We start from the raw sequence: 12,172 nt of genomic DNA on the forward strand, positions 1-12,172 counted from the left end.
CTCACCGCTCACCGTGACCCCGCACCGGCCGGCGCGTCCTGCGCACGGTCCTCGTCGTCCATGTCCTCCAGCATCTCAGCCGGGTCGTCCTCGCTGCCGGCGCCGTCACGGGCGCCCCGCAACCGGGCGACGGTCCCCGCGATGCCGCCGGGCAGGAACATCACGACGAGCACGAAGAGCGTGCCGAGGATGAACATCGGCTCCGACAGCGGGATCCGCAGCACGGCGGGCAGGTCGTGGACCCAGTCGGCCTGGGCGAGCACCGTGAGCCGCTGGTTGAGCAGGACGTAGAGCACCGCCCCGGCCACCGCGCCCCAGCGCGACCCGACGCCGCCGATGACCACCATGAGCAGCAGCGAGATGGTGAACTCGGCGCTGACGACGTGCGGCACGGCACCGGAGTTGAGCAGCAGGTGCACCATGCCCATCCCGATCGCGATGACCGAGGCCGCGACGAAGATCGCGAGCTTGACGAGGAAGGGCCGCATGCCGAGCACCCGGACCCGCAGCTCGTTCTCCCGCACCGCCTCGGCGACGTGACCGGCGCGGCTGCGCTGCACCCAGGCGACGAGGAGGTGGGCGAGGACGAGGGCGGCGAGCGCCAGCCAGTAGAGGTTGCGGGTGTCGGCGACGCCCACCAGCGCGTCCGGCACCTGCTCGGTGGGCAGCCGCAGCCCCTCCTCGCCGCCGGTGACCCGGCCGGGGTCGCGACGGACGAGCACCGACCCCGCCTGGGCGAAGGCCAGGGTGACCATGGCGAAGGGGATGCCGGTGACCCGCAGGCTGATCGCGCCCAGGATCGAGGCGAGCAACGCGCCGACGACGAGCACGAGCAGGACCGACGGGAGCAGGGCCAGCTTCAGCTCGCCCATGACGATGCCGAGCAGGTAGGCGCCGATGCCGAAGTAGAGCGCGTGCCCGAAGGACAGCAGCCCGGCCACCCCGAGCAGCAGGTGGTAGGACAGCGCGAGCGCGGCCATCACCATGGCCAGCGCCAGCAGGTGGAGCGTGCCGGGGGTGTAGGTGGGCCCCGGGAGCACGCCCGGGAGGGACAGGTCGAGCAGCGGCAGGCAGGCCAGCAGCACGACCAGCCCGGGCGGGAGCAGGCGACGGACCAGGGTGCTCATGCGCGCCTCCCCATGAGGCCGGAGGGTCGGGTGAGCAGGACCACCGCGAGCAGCACGACGACCGCCAGGTCACCCGTGCCCCACAGGTAGTAGTTGGCGAACTGCTGCAGCAGCGCCACCAGCACCGAGGCGATCGCCGCGCCGGTGAGCGAGCCCAGCCCGCCGATGACGGTGACGATGAAGGCGAAGATGAGCAGCGTCTGCCCCAGCAACGGCGAGACGTAGCCGAAGTAGTGGCTCGCCAGCACGCCGCCGAGGCCGGCCGCGATGCCGCCGATGGTGAAGACCAGGGTGAAGGCGGTCCGCACATCGATGCCGAGCGCGGTGACCATGGCGCGGTTCTCGACGCCGGCCCGGATGATCATGCCGTAGCGGGTCTTGCGCAGGAAGAGCACCATCGCGGCGAGCACGGCCGCGGCGACGATGATCGCCACGAAACGGTCGTTGGGCACGTTGGCGCCCAGGACGTTCGTCGTGTCACCCATCCAGGCGGGGCTGGAGATGAAGCGCGGGTCGGTGCCCCAGATGCCGTCGAAGAGCGCGACGGCACCGAGCCCGAGCCCCACGGTCACCAGCACCTGCTCGATGTGCCGCTCGTAGAGCCGCTGCACCAGCAGCCGTTCGGTGAGCGCCGCGAAGACCGCTCCGGCGAGCGCGCCCACCAGCAGCGAGGCTGCGAAGCCGAGCCACGTCGTGGCACCCAGCCGGGTCGCGACCTCGAAACCCAGGAAGGCCCCGAGGGAGAGGAAGACGCCGTGCGCGAAGTTGAGGACGTGCATGAGCCCGTAGATGAGCGACAGGCCCGAGGCGACGAGGAAGTAGATCGCGCCCAGACCGACGCCGGTGATGAGGAGCAGGACGACCGTGCTCATCGCTCACCTCCGTGGACGCCGAGGAGCCGCTGGGTGGCCTCGGGGTCGTCGAGGAAGTCGCGGGCAGGCCCGTGGTGGACGCTCCGGCCGTCGGTGAGGACCACCGCGTGGCGGGCCAGCTCGCGGACGACCTGGAGGTTCTGCTCCACGAGCAGGATCGGCGCGACCTCGGCGGCGCGGGCCAGCACCCGGCTCACCTCCTGCACGAGGCGGGGCGCGAGCCCCTTGGTCGGCTCGTCGACGAGCAGCACCCGGTTGTCGTTGAGCAGGGCCCGCGCGAGCGACACCATCTGCTGCTGCCCCCCGGAGAGGGTGCCCGCGGCCTGGGCGCCGCGCTCGCGCAGCTCGGGGAAGAGGTCGTAGACAAGGTCGTAGCGGTGCTCGCTGCCCCGGCGCTCGGCGAGGCGGAGGTTCTCGGTCACGGTGAGCCCGGCGAAGACCTCGCGGTCCTCGGGGACGTAGCCGACGCCCCGCTGGACGATCCGGTAGGTCGGCTCGCTCGAGATGTCGGCACCGGCCAGCTCGACGGTGCTGACGGCGCCGCGGTCGACGAGGCCCAGGATCGCCTTGATCGTCGAGGTCTTGCCGACGCCGTTGCGGCCCAGCAGGGCGGTGACGCCGGACGGGGCCACGTCGAGGTCGACGTGCTCGACGACCTGCTGTCCGGCGACGTGGGCGCGCAGGTCGCGGACCCGCAGGACGGGGTCGCCGGGCGTCTCCGCGGCCGTGGCCACGCCCGAGGCGCCCGCGGTCTGCGGCGCGGGGTCGGGAGAGGTGCGCTGCGTCATACCGGCTCCCCGAGGTAGGCGCTCTGGACGGTCGGGTCGGCCATGACCGCCTCCGGGGTGTCGACCGCGAGCAGGGTGCCGAAGTGGAGCACCGCCACCCGCTCGACCAGGCCCAGGAGGACCTCCATGTGGTGCTCGACCATGAGGACGGTGCACCCGTGCTCGGTATGCAGCCCGCGGATCACCTCGGTGAGGCTGGGCACGTCGCCGGACGCCACGCCCGCCATCGGCTCGTCGAGCAGCACCACCTGCGGGTCGGTGGCCAGCAGCATGGCGATCTCCAGCTTGCGCTTGTCGCCGTGCGGGAGGTCACCGGCGCGCACCTGGGCCCGGTGCGTGAGCCCGACCTCGTCGAGGAGCTCGTGCGCGCGCCGGGTCGCGGGATCCTGGCGCCGGGGGAAGGTGAACAGCGACAGCGCCCGGCCGAGCGGCACCTGGGCGGCGAGCCGGGCGTTCTCCAGGACCGTCAGCCCCGGGAAGAGCGAGGAGGTCTGGAAGGTCCGGCCGAGGCCGGCGCGGGCCCGCTGGGTGATGCTCGCGGACGTCACGTCGGTCCCGTCCAGCAGCACCGACCCGGAGCTGGGCTGGTGCACGCCGGAGACGAGGTTGAACAACGTCGTCTTGCCGGCGCCGTTCGGTCCGATGACGCCCACGATCTGGCCGGTGGGCACGGCGAAGCTGATGTCCTCCAGGATCTGCGCGCCGCCGATGCGCAGCGACAGGTCCCGGACCTCGAGCGCGGGGGTGGCGGTGCTCGCCGCCCCCGCGTCGGGGCGGGCCTGGGGGGTCACTTCCCGGACGCCTCCGGCGGCGCGACCTCGTCGGCGGAGACGGTGTCGATGAGCTCTGGCGTGAAGGCGTCGCCGTCCTGCACGAGGCGGGCGGTGAACATGTCCTGCACCAGCGCGTGGTCACCCTCACGGATGGTCGTGGTGCCCTTGGGGCCCTCGAACTCCCAGCCCTCGAGCGCGTCGATCATCGCGTTGACGTCGTCGCCGCCCTCGGCGACGGCCTGGACGATCATCTGCCCGGCCACGAAGCCGTCGACGGTGAACAGGTCGGGGGTGCCACCAGCCTCGGTGACCGTGTCGATCAGGGCCTGGTTGACCTCGTTGTCGGTCGCGTCCGGGAAGTAGTGCGACAGGAAGGAGATCTGCTCGCCGACGGACCCGTAAGCGGCGAAGGTGGCCGAGTCGGCCAGGCCGGTGACGACGGGGGCCGCGTCGAAGACCTCCTGCTGGTCGAGGGACTGCCACATGTTGCCGGCGGTCGCCCCCGCCCAGGCGACGAAGATCAGGTCGGGCTCCTCGTCCACCACCTGGCGGGCGAAGCCGGTGAACTCGGTCGCGTCCTCGGGCACCAGCACGCTGGCGACCTCCGCGCCGTCGGCGCCCAGGACGGCCTCGACGGCGGCCAGGTTGCCCTGTCCGAAGGCGTTGTCCTGGGCGAGCACGACGACCTTGCCCGAGGAGTCCTCGAGCATGGCGCCGGCGGTCGCGACGTCCTGGAAGCTCTGCCGGCCGGAGCGGAAGGTGAACTCGTTGACGCCGGTGATGGCGTCGGTGGCCGCCGGGCCGGAGATGTAGAGGATCTCGTTCTGCTCGGCCTGCTCGGCCATCGCGGTCGCGATGCCCGAGACGACGGTGCCGCCGAGGATCGTGTAGTCCTGACCGATGAGGTCCTTGGCTGCTGCGACAGCGGTGTCTGGGTTGCCCGCGTCGTCACGGAACTCCAGCTCGATGGCCGTGCCGTCGACCTCCCCGGTGCCCTCGGTGGCGTAGTCGATCCCCGCCTCCAGACCCTGCCGGTACTGCTCGCCGTAGGCGGCGAGCGGTCCGGTCTCGGAGTAGATGATGCCGACCTGCACGCTCCCGGGACCATCGGCGCCCTCGGCACCGTCCCCGGAGTCGTCGGTCTCGGAGCCGCTGTCGGCGCCACCCGCGTCGCCGTCGTCACCCCCGTCCGTCGAGGGGGCGCAGGCCGCGAGGCCGAGCGTCATCGTGGCGGTCGCGATGGCGGCGGTGATCAGACGGGCGGGACGTGCGGTCACGGGTCACTCCTTCGTGAGCTCAAACATGAAAGGTGATTCATGTTTCGTCATGGAAGGTAGACGAGGCCTCGCGGCGATGTCAACGCCGGGTCGGCGCGGGGGAGCCGGTCGTGACCAGATCGTGATCAGGTCGGGTCGTCCCGCCCTCGTGCGACCGGCGCCGGGTCACCAATCCGCACTCCTCCAGCCACGGGTATGCCGCTGCGCGACCGGGTCTGTCGGTGCCCGGTGCGAGGGTGGCGACATGAGCGAGGAACTGACGATCGGCGCGGTGGCGCCGCTGCTGCTGGCGCTCGCGGTGGGGCTCGTGCTCGGGTGGGTGCTGGCCCGCAGCGGGGCGGCCGCCCGCCTGGCCCGGGCAGGCACGGAGACGGCGCTCGCCCGCGCCTCGCGCGACCAGGCGCACGCGGAGGCGGGCGAGCTCCGGCAGGAGCTCGACGGCCTCCTGGAGCGCCAGGAGCGCGACACCCGCACGGCGGCCGAGCTGGCCCCGCTGCGGGCGGCCCTGGATCGCGTCGAGCACCAGGTGCGCACCTTGGAGCGCGACCGGGTCGAGCAGTTCGGCCAGGTCGGCGAGCACCTCGAGGTCGTGGCCGAGCAGACCCGCACGCTTCAGCAGCAGACCGCGGCGCTGTCCGGCGCCCTGTCCTCCTCCGGCACCCGGGGCACCTGGGGCGAGGTCCAGCTGCGCCGGGTGCTGGAGCACGCCGGCATGCTCGCGCACTGCGACTTCGACGAGCAGGTGGAGGCGGTGAGCCGGCACGACGCGCGGGTGCGCCCGGACGCCGTCGTCCGGCTGCCGGGAGACAAGGTGCTCGTCGTCGACAGCAAGGCCCCGCTCTCGGCCTTCGTCCAGGCCCAGGGTGAGGACGTCCCTCCCGCGGAGGCGACCGCGCTCCTGCGGAAGCACGCCGCGGCGCTGCGGGGGCACGTCGAGGCGCTGGCCGCCAAGGACTACTGGTCCGCCTTCGCGACGTCCCCAGAGCTGGTGGTGTGCTTCGTCCCCAGCGACGCCGTGCTCGCGGCCGCGCTCCGCGCCAGCCCCGAGCTCTACGACGACGCCCAGGCGCGCAAGGTCGTCCTCGCCTCCCCCGCCACGCTGCTCGCCGTCCTGCGAGCCACCGCGCTGGCCTGGCAGCAGGACGCCCTGGCCGGCAACGCGCGCGAGCTGCTCTCGCTCGGCACCGAGCTGCACCATCGGCTCGGCACCCTCGGGCGGCACGTCTCCGCCATGGGCGGGTCGCTGCGCCGGTCGGTCGAGACCTACAACCAGCTGGTGGGCACCCTGGAGTCGCGGGTGATGGTGACCTCCCGGCGGATGCACGAGCTCGGGCTCACCGACGCCGCGCACGCCGCGCTGCCGACCGTCGAGACCGCGCCGCGACCCACCGGAGCAGCCTGGCTCTCCGACGAGCTCGAGGCCGGCACGCCGGGCCGCGATCCCGAGCTGCTCGCCGGTGACGAGACCGCCGGAACGTCCTTCGTACCTGACGTGGCGTCAGGTTCGCGTCAACAGGACAGGCCGCCGCGGGCGGGCTAATCTCACCGGCTATCCAACCCGTGGAAGGACACGACTACTGATGCGCAAGCGCACTCTCCTCGCCGGCCTGGCCGGCATCGCCACCGTCGCGACCACCGCCCTGCCGGCAGCCGCCATCAAGTGGGGCGACCCGGACGACGGCGAGCACCCCTACGTCGGTTTCATGCTGGCCTACACAACCCAGGAGATCGACACCGACGAGGACGGCGAGCCGGACACCGAGACGCTCGTCGCCTCCTGGCGGTGCAGCGGCACCCAGATGGACGAGGACACCTTCCTCACCGCAGGTCACTGCACCTACGGCGCCGAGGCGGTCGCGATCTGGTACGGCGACGACCTCGAAGGGGAGATGCGTGCAGAGCGGGAGTGGCTACTCTTCTCGGACGCCATGGAGTCCGCCGATGCCTACGGCACCACCGTCCTGAGCCACCCGGACTACGACGACGCCGCCTTCTACCTCCACGACGTCGGCGTGGTCGAGCTCGACGAGCCGGTGCATATGGACACCTACGGCGAGCTCCCCGAGCTGGGCTACTGGGACGAGCAGCTGGCGACCCGCAAGAAGGACCGGGACAGCTACGACACGGTGGGCTACGGCCTGCAGTGGTCCATGCCGGACAGCAACGGCCAGGGCCGCGGCGACCAGGACGACTGGACCAAGCTCCAGGCCGAGGGCGAACTCATCAACAACCGGCAGTTCGGCGGCGGCAAGGCCAACGACATGTATGTCGTGCTCACCAACAACGCCAACACCGGCGGCACCTGCTCCGGCGACTCCGGTGGCCCCACCTTCATCGACGGCAGCGAGACCGTCGTCGCGGTGACCTCGTTCGGCGTCAACGCCACCTGCGCCGGCACGAGCGGCATCTACCGCATCGACACCGCCGACGACCTCGAGTGGCTGAGCCACTTCATCGACTGACCACACCTGACTCCCGTCGCACGGGCGGCCGGCCGTTCGGCCGGCTGATTCCACCCCTCCCGACGGGAACGACACGGCCCGGCACCCCACAGGGAGCCGGGCCGTGCTCGTGCTCGTGCTCGGAGGAGTCTCGGTCGGTGCGCGGTCGTGCGCCCGCGGTCAGCGCAACGAACCGTCCCGCCCGCTCGGGATCGAGCCGGGGTCGTGCTGGACCTTCGTGTCCTGCTGACCCGCGGCCTTGAGGTCGCGTCGGATTTCGGTGGGCAGCGCGAAGAGCAACGACTCCTCGGCCGCGGTGACCGCCTCGACGTCGTCGTAGCCGCGCTCGGCCAGCCAGTCGAGCACGTCGCGGACCAGCACCTCAGGGACGCTGGCGCCGCTGGTCACCCCCACGGTCTGGACCCCGTCGAGCCAGGCCTCGTCGATCTCGTCGGCGTAGTCGACGAGGTGCCCGTCGCGCGAGCCGTACTCGAGCGCGACCTCGACGAGGCGCTTGGAGTTCGAGGAGTTCTGCGAGCCCACGACGATCATGAGATCGCAGTCGTCGGCCATCTGCTTCACCGCGACCTGCCGGTTCTGCGTGGCGTAGCAGATGTCGTCGCTCGGTGGGTCCTGCAGCTTCGGGAACTTCTCCCGCAGCCGGCGCACGGTCTCCATCGTCTCGTCCACGCTGAGCGTGGTCTGCGACAACCAGATCACCTTGTCGGGATCCCGGACCTCGATGTCGTCGACGGCGTCAGGGTTCTCCACCAGGGTGATGTGGTCCGGCGCCTCCCCCGCGGTGCCCTCCACCTCCTCGTGCCCCTCGTGCCCCACGAGCAGGATGTCGTAGTCCTGGTCGGCGAAGCGCACCGCCTCCCGGTGCACCTTGGTCACCAGGGGGCAGGTCGCGTCGATCGTCTGCAGCGACAGCGCCCGCGCCTCCGCGTGCACCGCTGGGCTCACGCCGTGGGCCGAGAAGATGACGCGTGCTCCCTCGGGGACCTCGTCGGTCTCCTCGACGAAGATGGCGCCGCGCTTCTCCAGCGTCCGCACCACGTGCTTGTTGTGCACGATCTCCTTGCGCACGTAGATCGGCGGGCCGTAGAGCTCGAGGGCCTTCTCCACGGTGACGACCGCCCGGTCGACACCGGCGCAGTATCCGCGCGGCGCGGCGAGGAGGACCCGCTTGTCCCCCGCGCGCCCGGCAGAAGGGACGTCTGGGGCATTGGTCGGTCGGGTGGAGGGTGTCGCAGAAGTCACCGTCCCATTCTAGGTGCTGCGCCTGGGAGGTCCCCCAGCGGTGAACGGCTCAGCCCACGGCACGGGCCGCGTCCCGGAGCACCTGGGCGACCTGTCGCGGGTGCGTGGCCGGCATGAGGTGCGAAGCCCGAGGGACGGTCACGACCCGGGCGTCGCGGGCCGCGGCCGCGAACCTGCGCACGTGGAGTCGCATCTGGTCGAACTGGCCGTTGACGAGGACCACCGGGCACGCGACCGACGAGAGGAGCTCTGGCGTGACCTCGGTCATGATCACCTCCCACGCCGCCGGGAGCGCAGCATACGCCCGCCCGTCGGGCAGCAGCGCGGCGTGCTCGCCTCGCGCACCCAGCGCCCGCATCACCGCGTTGGCACCGCGGGCCATCCGGTCCTCACCGACAGCGGGCAGCAGGCGCGCGAAGCCGCGGTAGACCCCGGTGAGCGGCCCCCGAGGGTCCGCCGTGGCCCCGAGCAGCACCAGGGAGGCGAGCGACGTCGGATGCTGGGCCGCCCACATCATAGAGAGGTATCCGCCCAGGCTGTGACCCGCCAGCACCGGCGCCAGGCCGCCTGCGGACGCCATCGACACCGCATCGTCGATGGCGCTCAACGCCGCCTCGCGCGTGAAGGCCTCGCCGACCCGCTCGCCGTGGCCGGGCAGGTCGATCGTGACCAGGTCGATCTCCGGCAGCAGCGCCCGGTAAGGCTGCCACTGCGCCGCACTCATCCGCGTCCCGTGGACCAGGACGAGGCGAGGGCTCACCCAGCGAGCTGCTGGCGGTGCCGCCCGAGCTCGACACCCTGGCCGACCGGATGACCGGCGAAGGCGATGAGCTCCTCGAGCACCTCTGCGACCCGGTGGCCGTCCGCCACCGCGTTGAGGCAGGCCCGGCAGAGCTCCTGCTCGGTGAGGTGCAGCTGCTCCAACGACGAACGCACGCTCTCTTCCATGATCGCAGTGTGGCGTGTGTGACGCGCGTGACATCTGTGACACGCCATGCGACGCGGCGGATCGTGACCCACCCGTGACCTTGCCCGCGTGCCGCCCGCGTGAGGCCGAGCCACGGCATACCCTGACGTGGTGCCGTCGCCGTCGCTGCCCCCGACCGCCCGGGAGACCACGGCCTCCTCCCCGTGGCCGGTGCGGACGCTGTCGATGAAGATCAGCGACTACGTCGACAAGATGTCTCCGCTGTGGGTCGAGGGTCAGATCGTGCAGCTCAACCGTCGACCCGGGATGTCGACCGCGTTCCTCACGCTGCGCGACACCGACGTCGACATGTCGTTGTCGGTCGCCATCCCGACCGGCGCGCTCGATGCCATGCCGAGTCCGCCGCAGCAGGGCGCGCGGGTGGTGGTCCACGCCAAGCCCACGTTCTGGACCAAGCGCGGCACGCTGCAGCTGGAGGCCCGGCAGATGCGGCACGTCGGCGTCGGCGAGCTGCTCGCACGGCTGGAGCACCTCAAGCAGCTGCTGCGCAGCGAGGGTCTCTTCGACGCGGACCGCAAGCGCCCACTGCCCTTCCTCCCGCGCCGCATCGGCCTGGTGACCGGGCGTGCGACGGCGGCCGAGCACGACGTGCTCGCCGGGGTCCGCCGGCGGTGGCCCGCGGCGCAGGTCGAGGTGCGCCAGGTCGCCGTCCAGGGCACCGACACCGTCCCGGCGGTGACCGCCGCGCTGCGGGAGCTGGACGACGTGGCCGAGGTCGAGGTCATCGTCGTCGCCCGGGGCGGCGGCTCGTTCGAGGACCTGCTGCCGTTCTCCAACGAGGCGCTCGTGCGCGCGGTCGCCGAGATCCGCACCCCCGTCGTGTCGGCGATCGGGCACGAGAGCGACACCCCGCTGCTCGACTTCGTCGCCGACCTCCGCGCCTCGACGCCGACCCACGCAGCCGCTGCGGTGGTGCCGGACGTCGCCGACGAGCTGCGCGGGCTGGCCACGGTCGCCGCCCGCTCGCGGCGCGCCCTGCGCTCGCGGATCGACCGCGAGCGCCAGCGACTGCGCGACCTCATGGCCCGCCCGGTCATGGCAGACCGCGCGGCGATCGTGGCCCAGCACCGGGCTGAGGTGAACGCACTGCACCGTCGGGGCCGGGAGGTGCTCGGCGCCCGCGTCGAGCGCGAGCGCGATCGCGCTGATCAGCTCGCCCGGCACCTGCGCGCGGTCTCGCCGCAGCACACGTTGGAGCGGGGGTATGCCGTGGTGCGCCACGGTGACGGCGCCATCGTCCGCGACCGGGCGGAGGTCGACGCCGAGGAGCTGCTGCGAGTCACCGTGGCCCGAGGCGACTTCGCGGTGCGACCGGTCAGCCGCTGAGGGGGCGTGGCTGCGCCTCGCCACCGCTCCCGCGGTCGGGCTGGTCGGCGGCGATGTCACCTCGGCCCCGACAGCAGGCGCAACCGCTGTAGCCGCGGTCGCCCCCCTCGTGCGAGGCCGCCTGGTGCCGGCACTCCCGGCACAGGTGCAGCAGCAGGCTCATCAGATCTCCGGGCGGATGGGCATGACGAGGGCGAGACGGGAGCCCGTGTCGTTGGCCAGGAGCAGTGGCCCCATCGAGCCGGGCAGTCGGAGCTGACCACGCGGCCCCACTCCGGCGAGCGCCTCGCGGAGGAAGGGCCGAGAGACCAGGTGTCCACCGTCCAGCTCGACCACCTCGGCATCGGTGTCGCCCTCGCACTCGAGGAGCACCGCGCCCAGGGCGGGATGATCCGGGTCCTGCGAGACGGCATACCGGACGTCGCGCAGCGCCTCAGCCAGCTCGGCCCCGCCGACCCGCACGGCAACAGTGCTCCCCGCCGCGAGCGAGGCCAGGCGCTCGACCTCCGAACGCGCCTGCTTCAGGCCACGCTCCAGACGCCGCACGTGCCAGTCCAGCAGGTCGCGGACGGTCTCGCCGTCGCCACCCGCGTCGAGGACGGCGACCATCTCCGCGAGCGGGAGCTGGACCCGGCGCATCCCGGCCAGCAGACGGGCCTGGCGCACCTGACCCGGGTCGTAGCGGCGGTAGCCTGTCGCCGGGTCGTAGCGGCGGTAGCCTGTCGCCGGGTCGACGCGTGCTGCGGGGAGGACTCCCTCGCGGTCGTAGAACCGGAGGGCGCTGATCGTCAGACCGCTGCGGCGCGAGACCTCACCGATGGGCAGCAGGTGTCCGTGCATGAGGATCACTGTCGACCCTCGACCAGGGTGAGGGTCAAGGCAGGGCCCGGAGAGGGTGCTCGTGAAGGACGCCCGGACGGCGTCGACCCCCTCGGGCGGGCAGGGGTCGGCCACCAGGTTTTCCCACGGCGTACGGTGACGGGGTGACACCCGCTGCGCAGTCCCCCGAGCCCGCGACCGACGACACCGACCTGCCTCCCGTGGCCGACCTGAGCTACGAGCAGGCCCGAGACGAGCTGGTCGCGCTCGTGGCGCGGATCGAGTCCGGCCAGGTGCCGCTCGAGGAGGCCATGCAGCTCTGGGAGCGCGGCGAGGCGCTCGCGGCCCACTGCCAGACCAAGCTTGACGCCGCCCAGGAGAGCCTCGACCAGGCCACCGACCGCGGCGAGTCAGCCCGCGCCCCCTCCACCGACGAGGACTGACGACCGGCCGCACGCTCTGGACGCAGAACGGGCCTCCAGTCGGGTCGCCACGGCA

Annotated in this window: 13 protein-coding genes; 4 read left to right on the forward strand and 9 right to left on the reverse strand. The window is 72.3% G+C overall.

The window, feature by feature from the left end:
• Positions 1 to 8: 8 nt before the first annotated feature.
• Genes AC5PYY_RS16080 through AC5PYY_RS16100 form a run of 5 tightly spaced genes read right to left on the reverse strand, consistent with a single transcriptional unit; the run spans position 9 to position 4,786 of the window.
• Positions 9 to 1,127 (reverse strand): branched-chain amino acid ABC transporter permease, encoded by a 1,119-nt coding sequence (locus tag AC5PYY_RS16080; protein WP_493897786.1) that lies wholly within the window; start codon positions 1,125 to 1,127, stop codon positions 9 to 11.
• A complete protein-coding gene (locus AC5PYY_RS16085; RefSeq protein WP_493897787.1) occupies positions 1,124 to 1,999 on the reverse strand; it encodes a branched-chain amino acid ABC transporter permease in 876 nt (291 codons plus the stop codon). Before AC5PYY_RS16085 ends, AC5PYY_RS16080 begins: the two co-directional genes overlap by 4 nt.
• The gene (locus AC5PYY_RS16090) at positions 1,996 to 2,787 is read right to left on the reverse strand and encodes an ABC transporter ATP-binding protein (protein WP_493897788.1); all 792 of its coding nucleotides are present in this window, start codon (positions 2,785 to 2,787) and stop codon (positions 1,996 to 1,998) included. Before AC5PYY_RS16090 ends, AC5PYY_RS16085 begins: the two co-directional genes overlap by 4 nt.
• A complete protein-coding gene (locus AC5PYY_RS16095) occupies positions 2,784 to 3,578 on the reverse strand; it encodes an ABC transporter ATP-binding protein (protein ID WP_493897789.1) in 795 nt (264 codons plus the stop codon). The genes AC5PYY_RS16090 and AC5PYY_RS16095 overlap by 4 nt, the downstream gene beginning before the upstream one ends.
• Positions 3,575 to 4,786 (reverse strand): substrate-binding domain-containing protein, encoded by a 1,212-nt coding sequence (locus AC5PYY_RS16100; protein ID WP_493899398.1) that lies wholly within the window; start codon positions 4,784 to 4,786, stop codon positions 3,575 to 3,577. The genes AC5PYY_RS16095 and AC5PYY_RS16100 overlap by 4 nt, the downstream gene beginning before the upstream one ends.
• A gap of 295 nt (positions 4,787 to 5,081) precedes the next feature.
• On the opposite strand from AC5PYY_RS16100, the gene AC5PYY_RS16105 reads away from it, so the two are divergent.
• Positions 5,082 to 6,377 (forward strand): DNA recombination protein RmuC, encoded by a 1,296-nt coding sequence (locus tag AC5PYY_RS16105; protein WP_493897790.1) that lies wholly within the window; start codon positions 5,082 to 5,084, stop codon positions 6,375 to 6,377.
• A 40-nt stretch (positions 6,378 to 6,417) separates the two neighbouring features.
• Entirely contained in the window at positions 6,418 to 7,299 is an 882-nt protein-coding gene (locus AC5PYY_RS16110; protein ID WP_493897791.1) for a trypsin-like serine protease, read from the forward strand.
• A gap of 159 nt (positions 7,300 to 7,458) precedes the next feature.
• Here AC5PYY_RS16110 and AC5PYY_RS16115 read toward each other — a convergent pair whose 3' ends face one another.
• From AC5PYY_RS16115 to AC5PYY_RS16125, 3 genes are read right to left on the reverse strand one after another with little or no spacing between them, the layout of a single operon-like run.
• Positions 7,459 to 8,541 (reverse strand): 4-hydroxy-3-methylbut-2-enyl diphosphate reductase, encoded by a 1,083-nt coding sequence (locus tag AC5PYY_RS16115; RefSeq protein WP_493897792.1) that lies wholly within the window; start codon positions 8,539 to 8,541, stop codon positions 7,459 to 7,461.
• 49 nt (positions 8,542 to 8,590) lie between these two features.
• A complete protein-coding gene (locus AC5PYY_RS16120; protein WP_493897793.1) occupies positions 8,591 to 9,301 on the reverse strand; it encodes an alpha/beta fold hydrolase in 711 nt (236 codons plus the stop codon).
• Complete coding sequence (locus AC5PYY_RS16125) at positions 9,298 to 9,489, reverse strand: hypothetical protein (protein ID WP_493897794.1); 192 nt, start codon at positions 9,487 to 9,489, stop codon at positions 9,298 to 9,300. Before AC5PYY_RS16125 ends, AC5PYY_RS16120 begins: the two co-directional genes overlap by 4 nt.
• A 130-nt stretch (positions 9,490 to 9,619) precedes the next feature.
• On the opposite strand from AC5PYY_RS16125, the gene xseA reads away from it, so the two are divergent.
• Positions 9,620 to 10,855, forward strand: a complete 1,236-nt coding sequence (gene xseA, locus AC5PYY_RS16130) for an exodeoxyribonuclease VII large subunit (protein WP_493897795.1) — start codon at positions 9,620 to 9,622, stop codon at positions 10,853 to 10,855.
• Positions 10,856 to 11,017: 162 nt separating this feature from the next.
• On the opposite strand, the gene AC5PYY_RS16135 is transcribed toward xseA, so the two are convergent.
• Positions 11,018 to 11,695 carry a MerR family transcriptional regulator gene (locus tag AC5PYY_RS16135; protein ID WP_493897796.1) on the reverse strand — a complete coding sequence of 226 codons (678 nt, stop codon included), beginning with the start codon at positions 11,693 to 11,695 and terminating at the stop codon, positions 11,018 to 11,020.
• A 143-nt stretch (positions 11,696 to 11,838) separates the two neighbouring features.
• Between AC5PYY_RS16135 and AC5PYY_RS16140 the strand changes: the two genes are divergently transcribed.
• Complete coding sequence (locus tag AC5PYY_RS16140) at positions 11,839 to 12,117, forward strand: exodeoxyribonuclease VII small subunit (protein WP_493897797.1); 279 nt, start codon at positions 11,839 to 11,841, stop codon at positions 12,115 to 12,117.
• Positions 12,118 to 12,172 lie beyond the last annotated feature (55 nt).

It is taken from the genome of Serinicoccus sp. JS2-9 (assembly GCF_059025165.1).

What these genes read in the sequence shown, in the direction of transcription:
- AC5PYY_RS16080 (WP_493897786.1), bottom strand. Translation starts at nt 1,127, where the DNA reads ATGAGCACCCTGGTCCGTCGCCTGCTCCCGCCCGGGCTGGTCGTGCTG.
- AC5PYY_RS16085 (WP_493897787.1), bottom strand. Translation starts at nt 1,999, where the DNA reads ATGAGCACGGTCGTCCTGCTCCTCATCACCGGCGTCGGTCTGGGCGCG.
- AC5PYY_RS16090 (WP_493897788.1), bottom strand. Translation starts at nt 2,787, where the DNA reads ATGACGCAGCGCACCTCTCCCGACCCCGCGCCGCAGACCGCGGGCGCC.
- AC5PYY_RS16100 (WP_493899398.1), bottom strand. Translation starts at nt 4,786, where the DNA reads ATGACGCTCGGCCTCGCGGCCTGCGCCCCCTCGACGGACGGGGGTGAC.
- AC5PYY_RS16105 (WP_493897790.1), top strand. Translation starts at nt 5,082, where the DNA reads ATGAGCGAGGAACTGACGATCGGCGCGGTGGCGCCGCTGCTGCTGGCG.
- AC5PYY_RS16110 (WP_493897791.1), top strand. Translation starts at nt 6,418, where the DNA reads ATGCGCAAGCGCACTCTCCTCGCCGGCCTGGCCGGCATCGCCACCGTC.
- AC5PYY_RS16125 (WP_493897794.1), bottom strand. Translation starts at nt 9,489, where the DNA reads ATGGAAGAGAGCGTGCGTTCGTCGTTGGAGCAGCTGCACCTCACCGAG.
- AC5PYY_RS16135 (WP_493897796.1), bottom strand. Translation starts at nt 11,695, where the DNA reads ATGCACGGACACCTGCTGCCCATCGGTGAGGTCTCGCGCCGCAGCGGT.